Here is an 18,882-nt window from a genome sequence, read left to right on the forward strand (position 1 = left end):
CTGTGGGTGCGTGGCCCGGCCCGGGGAACGGCATGGCCTTTCCAAAAGCGTGTCTTGCTAGGATGTATCACGAGAAGGAAGCAGGGATATTCACCACGGGTGCGGGGCTTAGGGCCTTCATCGAAGGGGACGGTGCGTATTCCGATATGGTTCGACCATCATCAGTTTGTCGTCGGCCGCGAGAAGAGAGAGACGTCCTATGGAAGACATGTACCGCCCGCAGGGATCTGTGCCGTCGGAAGAGCCGAACGATCGTAATGGGGAGGACGGGTCGGATCAATCCGCTGCAGGTGGGTCCTACCCGCTTCAGCCTGAGGGGACGAATGACCCGGACTCATACCGGCAGACATCTGAGAATCACGGCGCCGATAACCAGGGCCTGAACGATCAGCATGGGCAATTCGCCCGAAACGATGGACAGTTCGATTACCAATCGGATGGGCAGCCGGCCCCCCAGTCGGGGATGGATCAGCAGCCTTGGCAGACGCCTCTGGAGCAGGGGCCTTCCTCGGGCAACTACCAGCAAGCGAACAGCTATCAGCAGCCGAATACCTACCAGCAACCCGGTGCGTACCAGCAGGGCGGTGCGTACCAGCAGGGCGGTGCCTATCAGCAGCCGAACGGCTACCAGCAGGGCGGCAATCCGCAGGTGCCAGGGGCGTACCCGATGCCTGGCGGCAATGCGCATGGGTCGATGAGTGCGCTCGCGATCTCAGGTTTCGCGGTGTCCGTGGCGGCTTTGCTTCTCTGCTGGCTGCTTACCTTCGTCAATGTGCTGGTGCTCATCGGTCTGGGGCTGTCGATCGCGGGAATAGTGGCGACGGGGGCAGGCAAAGGGCGACGTGGACGTGGCCTGGCCATAGCGGGAACCGTGATTGCCGGCGTGGCATTGGTCGCCAGTGTGTTGATCGGATCCTTCTACGTGGGAGCCATCGGCGACAGTGTGGAGCGATCCCTGGATTCGTATTCGAGTTCCTCCAGCGCGGATAGGGGTTCTGCGGGAAAATCCGTGAGCAGTGATGCCAAAATCAACGGCTTCGAATCCGGGCAGCATGCCGTGGTGAATATCGGCGACGGCTATGTGGGCACGACCGAAAGCGGCGACAAGGTGCTTGTGGTGGTCTACAAGCTGAAGAACACCGGTGATTCCACCATCACCTTCTCCGATATGGTGATGGATACCGCCGAGCAGGATGGTGACGAGCTTGACATCAGCTATGACTCCGGCCTGCAGAATATCGTGAGCGGTGACACCTCTAAGTTCGTCGATGATACCGATGTCATCAAGCCGGGGCAGGAAGTGAGCGTCATCCGTGGCTACGTGCTGGATGACAGTCAGAAGGCCGTGACCATTTCCGCAAGCGGATGGAAGTCGGCCGGTTCCGAAACCGTTTCGAATGATTTCCAGCTGAACTGAGTCTTCCGCCGTAGCGAATGCATTCATATCCGGCCGTTTGCCGCCGCTGTGTTGTGTGGCCGGCGGACGGCCGGAACGCTAAGCCGGGTCCTTGCGGTGCGGTGCAGCGGCTCAGTAAGAACCCGGGCGTGCTAGCATCGCCGGTATGACGGGCTTGTTGACCAAGGGGCGGCGTTCGACGCGTCGAACCATATACATGTTGGTGTTCGGTCTGCTTGTAAGTGCCATAGCCTTCGCTTGTGGTGTCGGGCTGCCTGCAGCGACCGTCATCGGATGGGCGGGGGCCTGCGCCTTCTATCTGTGTTGGGTTTGGGGCAGGATCGCAGGTCTGGATGCCCGGCAGACCCGGATTCACGCTGCAGGTGAAGAACCGACCCGGACGACGGCCGACGTGCTGCTGATCCTGTCCAGCTTCTCTTCCTTGGCGGCGGTTCTGCTGATGATCCTTAAGGCGCACGGGCATGGGCGGGCCGTCCTGCTCGCGGCCGTGCTCACGCTGTGCAGCCTGCTCCTGACCTGGTCGATGATCCATACCCTGTATATGCTGCGGTACGCGGGCATCTACTATGCTGAAACCGTCGGCGGCATAGAGTTCGGCGGGACGCAGACCCCTGATTACATGGACTTCGCCTATATGTCATTCACGATGGGCATGACCTTCCAGATCTCCGATACCGCATTGAACACCGGGCTGCTGCGCAGAACCGCACTCGCGCACACCCTGCTCGCCTACCTCTTCAACACCCTGGTCATAGGGGCCACGGTGAATCTTCTCGCGGGTCTGGCCGCTGCCTGACCGCCTCAGCGATGGTCGGCAATGAGGAAGGGCTCCGTGTCGCGCGGCATGCAGAACCCGCGCCGAATGATGGCGCTTCGGGGGTGGTGCCCGCAGAACCCGGCATCGGCGGCGTATGTAAGCTCTCTGCCGAATCTCGACACGGTGAAAGTGTAAATTTCCGGACCGGGTAATTGCCGCTCCGGTACAACAAGTCCCGAGCGAATGTGTTCTCGCCGTGTACTCGGGGTACCGTTGATGTGGCTCAGACCGATGATTTCTTGAAGTGGGAAGGGAAGCGCAGCTGTGACGAGACCTGTGTCAGGCAAGGATGTGAAAGTGGAGGCGAAGGATGTTGAAAGGAAACAGCAGACCCTTTTAGGGGTGGTCGCCTTCGTCGTCGTCATGCTGCTGATTATGGTGGTGGCGTTGTTGATCCATAACTCCAGCAAGCCGACGACCTCAGCCCTTGATAAGTCCTATGCCAGTCTGCAGCAGGTCAAAGCCAAACCCGGTGACGCCACGAAGCAGGGCGGCGTTCTGATTTCCGTGGATGGCGCGGCAAAGAAGCGCGTGCCCACGATCGAGATGTATCTCGATCCGATGTGCCCGGCATGCGCGCAAGTGGATCGTGCGCTCAACACGACCCTGCAGAAGCTCTTCGACGCAGGTCAGATAAACGTGGATATTCACGCCGTGACCTTCCTTAATCGGGTATCCAGCGATAAATACTCGACCCGAGCAGCCGCGGCGCTTGCCTATGTCGCCGAACATGATTCCAGGCATGCGATTGATTTCATCGGTGAACTCTATGCCGAGGACTATCTGCCGTCGGAAAGCAACTACACTCCCACCAGCGATGCGCAGATCGCCGAACAGGCGGTGAAAGCAGGTGTGAGCGATACGGTTGCCCAGGCCGCGGTGACGAGTGACTATGGGAGTTGGGTCGACAGGGCGACCACATACACGATAGCCCGCAAAGAGCTCGTCCAGCAGGGAAGTGACGGCTTCACCACCCCTCTGTTCCGGATCAACGGTCATATCTGGGAGAGGCAGCAGATTGAGAACGCCGACCTTCCCGAGGCCTTTGCCGCAAGCCTGGGGCTTGCATGGTCGGATGTAGGCAATCCCAAGGTGCTGCCGAGCATCGGTGCCCATGGCGCGATTGCATAGAATCCTGTGGACATGATTGGCCGTCATACGGCCTTATGGTGGTTTACGGCCTGTCAGCCGCGTTCGATCTCTTCCATTTTCGGATTTTGCCGCGGAAGGATGTGAACGGGGCGACGGTGTTGATGTGGATCCATTTGTACACAGGCCAGTTTGCCGGCGTGGATGCCGCCCACGCCCTGCCTCCGGCTGCGAACAGTTCATCATCGCCATAGGATGCGGTCATCGCTATCATCGCATCAACATGCTCGTGGAAGCCGGATATGAGTTCTTCAAGACTGCAATCCGCATACTCGTCATAGAAATGCTGGTACAGACCGCCGAGTGCATTCCACCGGTATTCGGGGTGGGGTGTCACCACGGCGTGGCCGTCGTTTTCATCGCGCTCCCAGGCGAGCAGCAGGTTCATCCATCCGAGTTGATAGGCGATCATCTGCGCGGGAGTGCGATCCACGCCGTCGTGAAGCCGGTCCTTCTTGCCATCGGCAATCTCTGAGAATTCATTGATGAAGAGATCGGCGCGTTTGCGGATCTCATCGATGAGTTCCTGCTTGCTCTCATATGTTCGCATTGACGGTATCTCCTCCGGGTAGGTCGATGCGCGGTCCGGGCGATGCGGATGACATGAGGCTATCCGAAACCCTCGATTGCGGAACCCCGATTGCTATACGACGCTTCGGTTGTGTCGGATGTCAGAAGCAAGGAAAGTGCGCCTGCATAGGAGTCTTTCAAACCAGTCGGTGGCACTCAAGTCGCTGATTTCCCGGGCGTTGCGCAGGAAACGGGCTTTCCTGTCACGTCCTTCGAAGGCTGTGCAGAGTGATGTTCGCGGGCGCGTCGTGGACAGGGCGCTCAAGACTCAAACTCGTTTGAGCTACCCGTCTCGTCAGAAAGTCCTTGAGGCGTATGCGGTTGGGACTCCGGTCAAGGAGATTGTGAGCAGGTTCGGCATCTGCCGCAGCACCATTTGGAAGATCGTCACCAGTGCCGGGCAGCCAACGCGAAACCATGATCTTTCTCCTGCTGTGCGGGAAGAGATTCGACGGCTCTACGCGGGCGGTCTGACTCTCGCTGAAGTCACCGAGCGACTTGGCATGGGTCGGGTGAATGCGCGCGCTGCCATCATCAGTGCAGGAGGTGCCATGAGACCGCAGGGGCGTAGACGCCAGCGACCCGCTGGCGCGTAGCGTGCGAGATTGCAGGTGTAGAGCAGAGTGCTCTCGTTGACATGTTTCCACGTCTAACCAGCTCGTTGGGTCTGTATGGTTTTCATCTGGCGGTGGCGTGCGAACTCCCGGGCACGGATGCGCAGGAGCAGGATGATGCAGGTGGGAACGAACCACAGCATCTTGAAGCCCAACCACACTTTCAGCAGTACCAGCAGGTTCAGTCAGCCGGGGGCACCATGGGCGAGCAGGGTGGCCGGCAAGTAGACGGCGGCCGAAGTACGGGATGGCCAGCAGCATGGCGGGCACACTCTCATTTGAGGCCTTTGCGGGTGCGTGCGAGGTTGTGGAAGGCGATGCTGGCGGTAAGTAGCAGGCGGATCATGGGAGTCTTCCTCTCTTTACGCACGGGTATTCATTGCGGTGCTGCGTTGGAGAGTGGCCGGGAGGGTTTGCCGCGAACGGCCCGATGTGAAGGAGAAAGCCACATCAAAATCCATTTTGTGACAAGTCTGTTGTCTCCGGAAGCTTTCTTGGGTTCGCGGGTGTGGCGGTGGCTGTGGGCAGCGACAGGTTTTGGGTGCGGGTTACGATCAGTGGATGGAACATCTGCTTCGGCTCACGGATTCGTGGGACAGGTCTAGGCTCGACGGTCTGTTCAGGCTGGCTGATGCGTATGAGCATGGCCGTGGGCCCATACGCGAGGGTTGTGCCGTTCTGTTCTTCCCGGATTCCAGTGTGCGCACGCGTGTAACCTTCGAGCTGGGTGTCAGACGTATGGGTCTTACGCCGGTCACGTTGCCTCCCGGGACGTTGGACAAGCCCGAAGCGTCGGGTGACGTGGCTTCCTATCTCGCGCAATGGGCCGATATTCTGGTGGTTCGTCACCCGGATATCACCGTGCTGGAAAAGCTCGCATCGTGCGATGCGATGCCTGTAGTCAACGCGATGACCGATGCCAATCATCCATGCGAGGTGCTCTCTGACCTCTACTCGCTCTCGAAAATCAGGAACATTTACGATCTTCGCTACCTGTTCGTCGGCGCCGACGGGAATATCGGGAGGGCCTGGCAGGAGGCGGCCGTCGCATTTGGACTTGATCTGACGCAGTGTTCGCCCCACGATCTGGCGATGCCGGGCACGGCGTGGAAAGGCGACCTGCTCGAAGCGTCCAGTGGTGTGGATGTCATCATCACCGATGGACCGGGACCGTTTGCACAGGAGCTGCGGCCGTTTCAGATCACGCCGGAGGTTCTACAGGCCGCTGCGAACGATGTGTTGCTGAATCCATGCCCGCCGTTCATCCGTGGACGAGAAGTCTCCGCCGATGCCATAGCAGGCCCCGCATTCGTTGGCCATGAGTTCAAGAAGGCCCTACTGCCGGTCCAGCAGGCCATCATGGCCACCTGCATGAATCTCACGTAGGGCTGATCCTCTCATGTGATTCCACCATCACTGACAGTGTGACCAGGAGATGGCAGGGCAATACCATGAACCGGGCTGCCAAACGAAGCAGAAAGACAAGGCTTAAATCGAACCAAGCGCGGCCCCTTTGACCGAAGGTCTGCACTTGAACCAAGCGGAGTCCTGTCTCGCTCTATTCTTGAACCTCGCCCCACGCTTGAAATCCCTCGTCACACGGCGCAAACGCGGTGTGTACGGCACCTCGTAGAGTGCCGATATGTGCCCCGAGTTCGGGACGATCGGGCCAGGTGGTTCGCCAAGTTGACACTCCTCAAACCTTCCTCACTCCCTCGGAGGTGACAAGGCTGGTCGCGGACTAACAGAGTGGAACTGGCGTCGCCCATCTCGCTGAGACGGCTGAGGCGGTTCGGCTCCACGAGCGGGGGTTGCTGCTGCGTGTCATTGCAAGGGTGATTGGGAGTCAGTAGGAAACGTGTCACGCAGGCGGTGTGCATGCCTGTTCCCTCGTGTCCTAACAAAAATGATGTGCTAGGGAGACGAATAACTCTGTTATCGCAGTGGTGTGGGATTATCTGTGTATGACGGTATTCCTCGACGATGAACGTCTCAATGGTCCGCATGTAGCTCGACTCAGTGCTAGGCCGCAGCGCGTTGCTCTTCCGGTCAGTGCGGATGGCCCGAGGAGTTTTGAGGATATCATCCAGATGGAATGTCAAATCTGGGGTGGAGCAGCAAATGGTATCCTTCCTGTCGCGGAGGACGGATCGATTCCAGAAATGTATAAAGCGATTCTCCCCGGATCACAAATCGATGATGTGAAAGGTATTGGGCACGACCTTGAAATGTCGTTGTCTGATGTGGTCGATCCGAATTACCCTAGAGAAGCTGACCGGGATCAATTAGCGGTTGGCTTGCTGCCATACAAGCCAACGGAGAAGCAACCGCTCGTAGAAGTGGTCAATTTGCCGAAGAATGATCCATGGTATGGCATTTATCTTGCTTGTCTTGGAAAGTTGCCAGAGGGGATAAATTCTGACATTATCAGGGCAGGAAGCTGGCAGCGGGATATTAGTTTTTCTGATTTTGTGGAAATTCAGAACATGACCCTGACTGGATCTCTCGATGATTTGCTTTCTCGGATGAATCCTGCCAAACACACTATTACCCCAAGGCAACTCTCTATGGTGCAGCTTTCATATGCCGCTACCGCAAGTACTGCCATCAGGTCAGGTCGCCCCGTACTCCCGGAACGGTGGTATGCGCGGTACGATGCAGGCCCAAACATTCTAGTAGTTTGTTCTCCAGGTTCATTGGACGATGTCACTTTGCTGTGGAATTTGCGTTCGGCTCATGGTGATTTTTATGCTGTTCCAATAGGTATTCCTTATGCGGAGTTTTCAGCGGAAGCGGTGAGTAAGGTAATTTCTGATCCTGGGCTTGCTCGCAATGGGATATCGCCAAACAGTCTTTATATCACGAGTTGTAGTGTTTCAACTCACGACATTTCTGAGCACCTTGGAGGTATGTCTGGAGTATTCGTATGTTCTCCTGACGAACTGCTTTCTTTTGGGACTGTTCTAGGATGGAGCAGGGAAGACGTGCTCGTATGGAAGGACGGATGTGCATCCTTCAAGCCACTTGATCCTGCTCCGCATAGGGAAACCCTGTTCCAGAGAAACCTTAACCGCCTGCTGATTATGCGGTTCGATGTCGCTGTCGAGGATTCGCCGCTCCCTGCAAGTGCTGATTATCGAGTGAAATCGCCAAACGGAATCTTCTATAATGGCTCCTATAACTCGTGGTCTTCGCTGCGCGATGGTGAAAGGATCCGTTCTGTTCAATGGCCATCCCGCGGCCTTATAGCTAAGAGTCTTGCATCAATACGGGGACTTAGGTTTCGTGAATCAGCTCCGGGAATAGCTGCAAGGATTTTGGCCGAAATGATAGGAGATCTCAATGATTTAGGTATGCTATGCCACGCTCCATTGCTTCGACTATTGGAATCAATGGCTGCACGGCAGGGTTTCAACTGGTATAAGGAACGCGCACGGCGAGAAGGGCACGAGGTCGATCCCGTTGAATCGGTTGGCAGTTCAATAGATGAACTAACAGAGAAGACGTTCCAAGACTTTAAAAATGTGCTCGGTAACAGCGACAAGGCTACAAGATATTGGTTGGCTTGGGCGGAAAAGGCAAGTGTCATCCTGAAGGGATTCCGGATCCAATGTCCTGAGTGCGGTGCAAAACAGTGGCTTCCAATTAAAAGTTTCACCCCGCCGATTATTTGCCGTGGCTGCTCCAAAACTATTGACTTCCCGTTCGGAGATGAGCCCATAGCCAAGTTCCAGTACAGACTTAGCGAACAAACCAGACGCGTCTACGAGGTCGACGCTATAGGGCACCTCCTTGCTGCTCGGTTCTTTCATTGGATATTTGAAGTTGGGTCGAAAGGTCGGCTCATAGGAATGCATCCGGGAATGAGCATTTTCCGATCAGACGGTGGCAACGAAATCGGCGAAGCTGACCTACTGATGCTGACTAGGATGGGTGAGTTCGTCCCAATAGAGGTGAAACGAACGGCTAAAGGTTTAAATGAAAGTGAAATTCAGAAACTGGATATTCTTAGTGGGGCTTTGAAATCGTCATGGAGCGGGGTCGTCGTCTGTCAGTATGCCCGCAATGTCGATGAAACACTATCCACCTCATTGGTCACTAGGAACAGTGACGGAACCTACCGGCGGATGGCTCTGACTTATGACCAGCTGCTAGATCCTCATCCAATATGGGCGTTGGGAAGCGATCCATTTGCCATAAGGAAACTGACAGAGGAAGAGATCACTGAACGAGAAAAAGAATTCGTAACATCTCTCAAAAGACGGGCGGAAGAACCAGACGCGGGTTGGCAAGCGTACTTAATGTTGCACCGCCATCCAAGATCACAATCCAATAGTCAGAATAGTTCCGGCGCGTAATAGCTAACTCGGTTCAAGAGGGGTGTGAGGTCTTGGCCTCGTGATGCCATAAGTTGCCTCTGTATCAAGGATTATTTCCGCAAGCGAACACAGAGCTCTGCAGTGTTCCAATTTGACAATCAGCTTGTTCACACGACCTAACGGGCAAGAAGCTGTAGATGGGAACGGACGGAAGTCTGAACTCCAAACGCATGCTGTGACCATGGTGACCGCTAGTTGGACAGTAACCAAGCGGATTGCGCTTTGGAATTAGCTACGCGGAGCGTGGATAGGAAATCGTTGGCTACCGTGTGGCTTGGCGTTTCGCACATCGGGAGGCCACAGTCTCAACGATAGCAGCAATGTAAAGAGCAAAAGAAAAGGATCGACACGATGACCTTTCGGTAGTCTGACAATTTTTCACTGAAGATGGTTGCTATCAATATTTAATTTTACATAGTCTGAAAAATGTTTTAAATCCCACAGTTGGAATCTTTTTTTGCATAAAGCCTCAACTTCTGCACCTAATATGGGATGTGTGACACCTTTCGTGCTCCAATCGTTTTTTGTATCGTTGGTGACTAAAACTATGTTCTCGATACTCGGATTATCTAAAATATAGACTCCTAATAAAAAATCGGCCCAAACAAAATAGTCGCCATGATTCTTGTCAGTGTCGCGAAATCCCGGAGGGGTATTTGTTTTATTTCTAGCCTCCGCCAATTGCAAAAAAGAATCTCTGGGTACAAACGGACAAATTGCTGTAGCTTCAAGACTGGAAATAGTTGATATTAAAGAATTTAAATATTTTGTATCGGTTTGAGGTTGATATTCTTCATATAGATTCCGCAATTCTTGTAGTAACTCAGAAGCATGTCTGCTCTTATCATCACCTAGCAGATTTCTGATGCTTTCTACATCCTCCTTCTGCATTTTCTTAATATTATTTAGATTTTGATTTTGCGTACGTTTATTTATGACATTCCATGTTTCTTGAATAACCTGCCCTGGAATTACAACATTTTTTTGTCTCTTCAAGAAGTCAATAATATCGTCACTTTTAGCTTGATTACCAATATTTACTAGGGCATTGGTGTCGAAACCGAAAACTGTTGATTCGTTTCGAACATTTATTTCACTCCCACTCTCATCCTTAAGAGAGACTAGTGCTTCCTTAATTTTCACTAAGGGATTGAGTTTTACTTTTCGATCGAGCACTTCAAAAACTCTACTAATCTGATCAAATGAGCCGTTGTTAGCAGATGACTGCGGAAGACCCGCTTCAGCATTTATTCTATCTTCTGACATCTCACTCGCCAGTTTCTTGACTATACCAAACAGAAGCTATCGTCCTTGTAAGTGCTCGTCCTCGTGTCTCAAGTTTTTCAATGTTCCAGTTATCTAAATCCGCAAAGTACGTCTGGTCTTCTTTGCTGATGACAGTTTCCAGTATTTCTCGTTGAAATCCGGTCCAACTGTCACTGTTACCCGGTCTTCGTAGGATTGTTGATAAAACTGCATTCCCAATTGTGGCGCTCCAATAATTGACCTCACTCGGAGTAGTTGTTCCCCAGTTGCCGTCTTTTGTAATCACATACTGGATAAAATTGTCAGTAAGATCTGGGTTGATCTTTTTCTGCATAGCAGAAGCTTGAAGAACATGCAGAGTGTTTTTCCCAAGGGCACGTGAGAGTACTTGTTCACTGAACTGCTCTCTTGAAGGCACAAGATCGCTCAGATCTGCAAAGGCGGCTTCCCAAGTGCGTTCTGAATAAATTCTCTTTGCAGCTTCGCTGAAACGCCGTTCCACATTACCTGTTCCTAAACTGCCGACACTGATTCTTCTTACAACGAGCCGCAATAAAGTCGATGCTCCTTCATCGGGATTTTCCGTATTTGTAAGCGCGAGCAGTATCGGCCGTATCGAGATGACGTTCAGTTTGTTCAGAACTGTATATATTGATGCTTGGTAATCATTTGCGGGTCCAGCTGTTGAAGGATCTTCCATCTGTAAATAATACGGTAAATCATGACTCATGATCGTCATCAGCTGCGCAGGAGTTATGGATTCAAACTTCTTAAGATGACCTGTCAACGCGTCAAAAAGGTCTCGTGGTAACACATAACCTCTACGAGCTGTAACCACATGTCTTATAAATTGAACGAAAGTCGAAGGATCCCTGAAAGATTTCGCAATTTTTTGCCATTGCTCATATCTTTTGTGCATCTCACTCGGACTGGATTGACTCAGCACATAACTCTTCAACAGATCGGCCGTTGTTAAGTCTTTACCTCTGTTGTTGACAATTTCGAAAACACGAAATGCCGATGCACTATCTGGATGTGTGAATTGCGCAATGTAGAGGTGATCAGTAAGAAAATTCGCCCAGATGCCAAGTCTTTTAAAAGGATCATCCTTCAGGTTCTCATCCAACAACGAGCTTAATTTCTTATAAGCTTTTACGAGATTTCTCGATATAGAATCTTCTCCGTCCTCGTTCTCTACAGGAAGCATAATGTCTTTTGCTGATTTTCTCAGAATTTCTTGTAGAGTTCTGTCATCAGCGCTGTCAGAGAGAGAGATCCTTGCACTTTCTTCATCAGTATCGTAGTTAATACCTGTTAAGAACGTCGATTTGACACGTTCCGCCAGCGCATCTCTACCAAACTTCACCGCATCATGATAGAGAGCAGCGGCAAGTAACGTTACTGTTAGTAATCGCTGTTGGCCATCTACAACTTCTTTGGGCTGATTTTCTCCTGTCAAAATAAAAAGGCCCAGAAAGTAGTAATCCTGATCAACTGAATCGGAGAGATCTGAAAAAAAATCGCCTATCTCATCATCGCCCCAGCTGTAGTTTCTTTGATATATCGGAATGGTGAAACGATTTCCACTTATCAATGAGCTCAAAGTATTGGAAGAGGCTGTTAGTGGTTTTTCCATACGAACATTGTATGTCTTATGACTCCTACTTCAATGTGCCTGGTTTCCAAGACCGAAATGATTCGTTTGTGTTGAGGCGGTGCCTTTCCTGCGATGGGTTTAATGACAAGTGTGTTCGTGGAATCAAGCAAGAGCTGCTCCTCGACGCACGAGAAGTTCTACGACCCTCTGTCTAGATTTTTTCTACTGTAAATGGAGGTCTGCACGTATGTTCGTAAGGGACATCAACGAGCGTTCAAAGCTTGATAAGAGCCAACCAAATCCATTGCATTGTTTGTCGGGGGTAATATGCGGTCACAATGATTCAGCGTTCCGATAGGCTGCCTGCTAGATCCCAAAAAGAAAAAACCGCATATATCTTTGCTGCTGCACATGACGTTGAATAGTAATACGTGAATAGTTAAACGAACAATCGTTGTCGTCGAACAAGCGAATGCCCGTGCTTCGCGGGCAACGCGGCACCACATCTTCCAATGAGAATTAGCCTTCACTATCCCTTCTCAGCAAGATATCAGATGATAACCTCGGTCATCCGACATGGAAGTCTTTGTGCTTCTTTTCCCCGTTCTCAGCCCAGTGGATGCGGATAACGTCCGGGTCGCTACCTTGAAGATAGTGAATCACGCTGAGCCGTCGGGTTTGCCCTGTGTGGATTATGGTCGGCTCATCTTCACCGGTAAGCATCATGCTCGAATGCTCACCGACTACTTCGAATGTGACGTCCGTGGCATCCTCATCGCCGGAGTTCGTGATCTCGATCCAATGTCGGGTCGTGTATCTCGCCTTGCCTCTCTTGTCATATTCCTTGAGCTCACGTTCTTCATGTGGCTGGGCAAAGAACTTCACTCCGTGCGAGACTGCTGGGAGGGTGGAAACGTTGAGGTCAAGTTTGTCGATGTCGTATTCGATCGCCTTCCATACTTCATGTTCCAGCTGTTCCACGGTGGCGAACTCTCCCAGAAGGCCGCGCTGACTGATCTGCTGGCGGAACTCCCTGAGGCCATTGAGCTGTGTCGTGTCGATATCGCGGGGCAGCGGCGCGGTCGAGAAGTACAGGTGAACGGGTTTTCCTGTGGCGACGGAGCGTTCGATCTCTGCGATCGTTCCAGAAACCGCGCCTGGTGTGGGTGAGCCGAGACGGCTACCGAACAGAGCGATGACAATGTCGGCGCTATCAACGCCTTGTTCGTTGATTTGCGCCTGGGGGTGTCCTCCGAGAAGTGGCACGGACGCTGTCTCCCAACGCCAAGGGAGAAGAACAATATGTTTCGAGATAGAGTTGGCATCATTCCAGTTGTGGAGTGCTTTCTCAACAGCATCGCGGGCTTCGGGGATATCTGAAGGAGAAGCGATGACTACGCGAAGGACGGAAGCGGTAATACTCATATGCCTAAGCGTACGAACACATACCCACATCCGCGGAACCGTTAGCAGACTTCTGCTGTTTCGGACTGAATTTGACCGCTATGCTGAGTGAGGGTGATGCTGCGATCAACGTGCTGTATAAAAATGGAAGATGGTATGCAGGTCGCTCTGGTCTGGGACAATGCTGTGTATGGAGATTGGTGAGCGTTGGGGTTATCGGGCGCATAGCGTTGACTCGTTGGTTGAGGTCGAAGTTCTCAAGATCGGGACGCAGAAACCACCACGGACGCTTGTCCGGTTTGTTGATGAACGATTTGAGGGTAGACAGGAGTGGATTCCACCTACTCGTTTGAAGGTGATCTGGAAAGATGCTGTGGAATTCGAGGCGCGAGAGGCTCGCTGGGATAGAGTCGATACTCATCCCGGTTTGGAAGGCGGGCCAGTAGAGTTTGCGATCGACGAAGTCTTCAGAACGCTAATTGACGATGAGTTGGCTAGTCCCGCGTATCGCTATACCGGAGTGACTGCTATAAAGGATGTTGCTGGTCTCGCTGGATATCTGCAAATTGATGAGTCCTTGCTGAGAGATACTCCCGAATCGTTTGATGACGAAGATGGGTGGATTGTGCCATGGGCGACCACTGAGTTGATAGTCAGAACTGCCTGCACTCACTACTCTGACAAGATGCTGCACGAGGTCGAAAAGCAGGAATCAGAAGTCCAACTGGAATCAACACATGGGCGATGGTATAAGAGTTACTTTCACAAAGACGAAGATATTTTCGTTACACCAGAAGAAGTCGCGTCCGGCGACTTCGAAGAGCCTTATGGTAAACAGTGCCGTGACTTGTTGCGCCAATGGTGTGGCGCCGAGGCTGTCGTGCGTCGGGACGAACTCAAAGCGTTACGGCAAGAGGTAGTGCGGCTGGATGAGTTAGTGACCCATGCGATCCGTGTCCTGCGTACCGCGAAACTCACAACACAGGCTGATGATATTCAACGTCGGTTCGGCGTTCCAATCATGCAAGCTCGTACATCACGGTAGCCAGGTGCGTGTTTCGGGAGGGTTTTCGACACTCCACCCATGAGGCATGTACGGATCCAGTTCTTTGGCTCCTAACGTGCCGGATTCGGTCATGGTCAGTTGGGATTTGTCGTTGAGCGGATCGATACGATCTGCATGCTCATTGATCCACGTCGCCCACTCCAGCACCTGTCTTTGAGCCTGCTCATCGAATTCCTCAGCCTGATGCCGGATTGCTTGACTATAAGAGCGCAGCCGTGTCGCGTTCTCCCATTGCTCAGCTTGTTGCCCCGCACGATCAGCATTGAGCTTGAGTAAATAGGCCTCGCGTGCCTTAGGGATGGCTTCCTCCCATTCCTTCACCTGCTTGGCATGATATGCTTCAAGTTTCTCTCGTCTATCTTGTGCGGCGTGGCTCCATTCTTCGATAATGTCGAAGAATTCCGGCAGCTTCGAGATGAGAGTCCATCGCTGGCGATCCGCCCACCAGGGCGAGTTATAGCCAGGATCGAGTTCCAATTTAAGGCGACCAGACCACACCTCCATGCGCGTCGGACTGACGCGCTGCCACTCGTACTTGCGTTCGGCCAGATCCTTGTCCGTGTAGACGTCGCGTTTCACCCGCTCTTCGCTGAGCACACACCGATAGCTATCCTCGCCGACCGTGATGAGGAAGCTCGGGTCCTTGTCCACACTCAGCGTCCATCCACGCCGAACGCATTCTTCACTAATGCCTTGCACGAGTGCCCATGCTCGCGGACGGGTTGTCTCATTAACCATGAGATGCGAAGCGTGCTCCGTGAGCGCTTGTATCTCGGGTCGATTGCGATCAGCTTCAGCCGGCACGGGAATCTGGGGCGGCATCTCTGCCTGCGTTGAAGATCGTATGAGTTCAATGGTCAACGGTCCCCGCTTAGTCCCGGTCACTTTCAATCGGCGTTGAGGACCCAAACCTCCTGAAAAACGCAGCTGTCTGACGGCATGAACATAACCGATTCGCTCCGCATCACTTGGTTCGTCGAAACGAAGCACGCCGCCCGCAGACTCAAGAAGATCAAGAAGATCATCAACAGGCTTGTATGGTGGCTCGTAGGTAGGGAGGGATGTAGCGAGTTTCGCTTCGGTATCATCAGGGTCTTCGGATGACGGATATGCGCCATGCTCCAAGTAGTAACGTCCTTCATCGGTAAGGCTCGCACGCCAGGATCTACCATGCCCCTGTACGGATAGCAACCCACGTCGATCCAATGCGCGCGCAGTCACCCGATGATCGAACCCATGCTCATACACGCCTTTCGGTCGCCCTTCACCGACCCACCGCAAAACAGCCAGCTGCTTCTCATTCAGCAGGTTTTGTTCGGACACAAAGATCTCCAATCGGATAGAACCATTGTTCGCATTCACGCTATTGCTAACACAAACAGTTATGCGAACTAAATCTGTTTTATGCCCCTTCTGCCTAGGAAGGATGGAATCCTACCCATCCTCATGTTCAGAGCTCATGTTTTCAATATATTCTATCGGCCGTGGTGTCGTTCTAGGTGGCTCAGGTTGAGTTCTTATCCGTGCTCTTCTCGGACTTTCCAAGATTTCTCTGCTTTGGAAAGAGGCTTCATCGATCTCTGGTTACATTTACTGCACTCAGTGCCTTATGAGTCCTAGCAGCCTGTCCATAACACCCGGCTTGAGAGTCACTCCTGGTTGTTTGCATTTCAGTAGATAGGTTCCATATCTATTAATCATGAGTTGCACGGCTGGCGAGGCGATGAAGGTCTGGTTGTGCTCCATTGCGTCGATGGCCTTGCATACCTCCACTTTGACGAGTCGTTGTAGTTGGCGTCTTGTGCCGGCATGCTGCTTCCTGTTGAGGATGAAGTCGATTCCATTGTCGTCGTTCACTTCCCCCTTGTGCACGAATGGCCGTTCGCCATCGAATGGCTTGTGCATCTGGCAGATGAACCGCAGGCACGGGTTCAGTCCCTGCTGCCGCATACTCGTTTCTATATCCGTGGTGTCGAATAGAAGAGCGCCGGTCATGTCGTCGGTGATCATCGTCGAGGTACTGATGAGTATCCATCTCACATCGTTTTTGGCCGCTTCACGTATCAAGCGAATGATTTCGGGGAATAGGGGTAGTTCGCCCTGATGACATTTGCGAGGCACCCGGCCTGGCTGGTTGATGGTGAAATAGGAATAGTCGCATTGCATATCGATGTAAAAGACGAGACCCCCATACTCATGCCGTGGCGACATGCGGCTGCCGCAATTCAGAACATTGTTTCGATATGATTCCGTTTTCCTCAGATGGTGTTGGAGAGACAATTTGAGATCCTCTATTTGGCGGGGTGCATCCGATTCAGAAAGGATCCGTGCATCGTCCGAGATGATTTTATTGAGTCTTTCCGCGATTCCGGAGATCTGCTCGTGATCATCCCAGTCGATCTGCCTGCCATCCTCCTGGAGTGCATCCTGCGCTCTCCTGACCCTTTTAAGCTCGGACTGGTGGGTCGGTGGTTTGCTGCGTCTGCCCTGGTTGCTGTACTCACGTCCGCTCGGGTCAGTGTGAAGATGCTCGACACCAATGATGGTGTCCGGTCGGGAAGGCATCTTCATGATGAAATCGGGGCTCTCCTCAGCCTTGACAACCTCACCGAAGACCTGGTCCGCCATCATGCGCCCGCACTCACTCTCAGTGCGGAGAACATCCAGTGCCTGTTGAAAATGTTTGCGCTCAAGACTCTTTTTAACAGACGAATCAACCTTTTGCTGCGACATACTCACATTCTATGTTCCAGCCACACGCGCTTGGACCTTTGTACGAGCTTCTCAAACCCACCTAAGCCCCTCAGATCGTTGTTTTTCCGCATCCACGAAGAAACACTCGCTCGGTGAGCGCGCGCTTGTGGCACTTGAATCCCGGACGTGCGCGGTCCAGCGCGAGAAAAATCGCGTCAAGCTAGAACCCGTTTGAATGCGTCGAATCGGGCTGAACTGCTCACGCATAGTACCGGAGTACCATTTCGCGAACTCACAACGCATTTTGGGGGGCGTGAGATGGTGTAAGGTGGCTCGCCAGGCAAACGTTGAAGCCCGGCGACCGGCACTCGCCGACGCCGTGCGTCATGACATGGCCGAGTTCTACGCTGACGTGAAACCCTCGTGCAAGCCGCCGGAAGACTTGGCGTCAGCGACGAGGTTGTGGTTCAGCGATCCTTCCCGGTGAAGGCATGATCCGTCCAGGAGACCGTCACTCACATACTATGTGGTAACCAGTCATCTTGAGTAGCATGCACACGATCTGAATGGCCCACCGGTGGCATATCAACGCTCCGGATGAAACGTTGGCCTAACCTTCGTGAACGAAGAAATCTCGCTACGGACATGGGCAAAAAGCAACTCTCTACAATGAACTTGATACTCCTAAAAGCTGGGAGCAACTCAGCATGGGCAGCAAGCGACATCGATCAAAGTCTCGCGAGCATAGCGGATAGAACGGGCCGACTCACCCTGTGAGTGATTAGGCGGCAGTCTGGTGGACAACAAGCCACTCCATATGTCTAAGCGTCCTTTGAATTTTGTCCGGTTCTTCTAGAAGCGCGGCCATCGCTGCGTAACGTTCGACAAACCTATAGATGCCGGTTGTGGGGTTCTCTCTCCGCCAACATGCCAGCGCCTCCGTGAAGTCTCGCCTAATGACAGGCGAGACGTTCGCCAAGAACTGCTCTCCGAGCCGCGCTTCGAAGTCATACCAAAGTGTTTGGTGGTGACGTTCCAATTCTCCCGCATACTTCGCAAGCCCTCCTGGGTCAGGGCGGGCTCCGAATTGCATCATTACTCGAGTTCCTCGGTCGATGGACGCGATTTTCGCTTCAGCTGTTACCCAAGCGCTCCGCGCAGACTTCAAGCGAGCTACGTCTGCGGAGAAACTCTCGGTATCGATCGGCACCGTGAGTTCGTTTAGGGGAATTTCGATGCACTGCACCGCGGCGATTGCTTTTGGTCGTACAGCGAGTGAGAGTACGCCCGTCGCCTCGTGAACGTTGAGATAACGAACTACGTCGAGGTTTTCCGCATTCAGATCGGATATCTTGAGATTTGCCGCGTCTTCGTGGTTTTCGTCACGGTACCCAGGATTGATGCGGAGAGGCTTGGGACGAAGGGCGACACGGTAGAGATAGAACTGAGAGCTGCCGTCGCCTTGATCGCGCATGCGGCGCAGCATATTCTCAATTGCAGTCTCGTACGTGCCGAGGTGAAGCGCCTTGGTCGTTTCATTAAGAATGTACTGTTTCCGGCTAAGGCCAATGAGGTCGTCGCTCCACGACAGATTCTCAGCAAACCGGCGCGCATAATCGGGCGACGGCCAATCTGATGAGGTGCTGGTGTGATACCACGCAAACCTTGTCACCACGTCGTCCTGGAGCGCAGGGTCGTGCTTGTCGCGGAGCGCAGCCACGGCCGGGCCGAAGCGGATACGCTGGCCACATTGTTCGCAGGACATATGAGCGCCGTCAGCCTCGATGAAGTAGTCATGTGCAGTGATAAATGATCGGCCACCGCACGAGCAGTTCATCCAGTAGCCGTAGTTGAAGCCGTCAAATCGTTCAATGAGCCTGCCGAGATCAGGTAGTTCCATTGGCTATTT

At 53.0% G+C, this 18,882-nt stretch carries 14 protein-coding genes; 7 read left to right on the forward strand and 7 right to left on the reverse strand.

Translation table 11 applies throughout. From position 1 onward, the window contains the following. Positions 1-199: 199 nt before the first annotated feature. The 3 genes from BPSY_RS03765 to BPSY_RS03775 all read left to right on the forward strand — a co-directional run bounded on the left by BPSY_RS03765 (position 200) and on the right by BPSY_RS03775 (position 3,365). Entirely contained in the window at positions 200-1,417 is a 1,218-nt protein-coding gene (locus BPSY_RS03765) for a DUF5067 domain-containing protein (protein ID WP_033497952.1), read from the forward strand. 145 nt (positions 1,418-1,562) lie between these two features. After that, entirely contained in the window at positions 1,563-2,213 is a 651-nt protein-coding gene (locus tag BPSY_RS03770) for a DUF1345 domain-containing protein (RefSeq protein WP_033497951.1), read from the forward strand. Between the two features lie 285 nt (positions 2,214-2,498). Then, on the forward strand, positions 2,499-3,365 hold the full coding sequence (locus tag BPSY_RS03775; protein WP_033497950.1) for a DsbA family protein: 867 nt from the start codon (positions 2,499-2,501) through the stop codon (positions 3,363-3,365). 43 nt (positions 3,366-3,408) lie between these two features. Here BPSY_RS03775 and BPSY_RS03780 read toward each other — a convergent pair whose 3' ends face one another. Then, the gene (locus BPSY_RS03780) at positions 3,409-3,933 is read right to left on the reverse strand and encodes a ClbS/DfsB family four-helix bundle protein (protein WP_033497948.1); all 525 of its coding nucleotides are present in this window, start codon (positions 3,931-3,933) and stop codon (positions 3,409-3,411) included. A gap of 118 nt (positions 3,934-4,051) precedes the next feature. On the opposite strand from BPSY_RS03780, the gene BPSY_RS03785 reads away from it, so the two are divergent. The 3 genes from BPSY_RS03785 to BPSY_RS11735 all read left to right on the forward strand — a co-directional run bounded on the left by BPSY_RS03785 (position 4,052) and on the right by BPSY_RS11735 (position 8,925). Further along, positions 4,052-4,549: a hypothetical protein gene (locus BPSY_RS03785; RefSeq protein ID WP_152596834.1), complete on the forward strand. Its 498-nt coding sequence runs from the start codon at positions 4,052-4,054 to the stop codon at positions 4,547-4,549. A gap of 579 nt (positions 4,550-5,128) precedes the next feature. Beyond that, positions 5,129-5,953 (forward strand): ornithine carbamoyltransferase, encoded by an 825-nt coding sequence (locus BPSY_RS03790; RefSeq protein WP_033497946.1) that lies wholly within the window; start codon positions 5,129-5,131, stop codon positions 5,951-5,953. 578 nt (positions 5,954-6,531) lie between these two features. Then, complete coding sequence (locus BPSY_RS11735) at positions 6,532-8,925, forward strand: hypothetical protein (RefSeq protein ID WP_193346422.1); 2,394 nt, start codon at positions 6,532-6,534, stop codon at positions 8,923-8,925. 399 nt (positions 8,926-9,324) lie between these two features. Here the strand turns inward: BPSY_RS11735 and BPSY_RS03800 are convergent, their stop codons facing one another. From BPSY_RS03800 to BPSY_RS03810, 3 genes are all read right to left on the reverse strand, one after another. Continuing rightward, positions 9,325-10,212: a PIN-like domain-containing protein gene (locus BPSY_RS03800; RefSeq protein ID WP_033497942.1), complete on the reverse strand. Its 888-nt coding sequence runs from the start codon at positions 10,210-10,212 to the stop codon at positions 9,325-9,327. A gap of 1 nt (position 10,213) precedes the next feature. Further along, the gene (locus BPSY_RS03805; RefSeq protein ID WP_033497940.1) at positions 10,214-11,848 is read right to left on the reverse strand and encodes a DUF262 domain-containing protein; all 1,635 of its coding nucleotides are present in this window, start codon (positions 11,846-11,848) and stop codon (positions 10,214-10,216) included. A 528-nt stretch (positions 11,849-12,376) separates the two neighbouring features. Beyond that, positions 12,377-13,234 carry a hypothetical protein gene (locus tag BPSY_RS03810; protein WP_033497938.1) on the reverse strand — a complete coding sequence of 286 codons (858 nt, stop codon included), beginning with the start codon at positions 13,232-13,234 and terminating at the stop codon, positions 12,377-12,379. Between the two features lie 169 nt (positions 13,235-13,403). On the opposite strand from BPSY_RS03810, the gene BPSY_RS03815 reads away from it, so the two are divergent. Beyond that, positions 13,404-14,258, forward strand: a complete 855-nt coding sequence (locus BPSY_RS03815) for a hypothetical protein (RefSeq protein WP_152596833.1) — start codon at positions 13,404-13,406, stop codon at positions 14,256-14,258. Here BPSY_RS03815 and BPSY_RS11600 read toward each other — a convergent pair. The 3 genes from BPSY_RS11600 to BPSY_RS10980 form a co-directional block, all read right to left on the reverse strand. After that, positions 14,250-15,602, reverse strand: a complete 1,353-nt coding sequence (locus BPSY_RS11600) for a hypothetical protein (protein ID WP_162178435.1) — start codon at positions 15,600-15,602, stop codon at positions 14,250-14,252. The genes BPSY_RS03815 and BPSY_RS11600 overlap by 9 nt on opposite strands. A 276-nt stretch (positions 15,603-15,878) precedes the next feature. Next, a complete protein-coding gene (locus tag BPSY_RS03825; RefSeq protein WP_152596831.1) occupies positions 15,879-17,018 on the reverse strand; it encodes a hypothetical protein in 1,140 nt (379 codons plus the stop codon). A gap of 736 nt (positions 17,019-17,754) precedes the next feature. After that, the gene (locus BPSY_RS10980; protein ID WP_051921648.1) at positions 17,755-18,873 is read right to left on the reverse strand and encodes a hypothetical protein; all 1,119 of its coding nucleotides are present in this window, start codon (positions 18,871-18,873) and stop codon (positions 17,755-17,757) included. Between the last annotated feature and the right edge of the window lie 9 nt (positions 18,874-18,882).

The organism is Bifidobacterium psychraerophilum (assembly GCF_000741705.1).
GTDB lineage: Bacteria > Actinomycetota > Actinomycetes > Actinomycetales > Bifidobacteriaceae > Bombiscardovia > Bombiscardovia psychraerophila.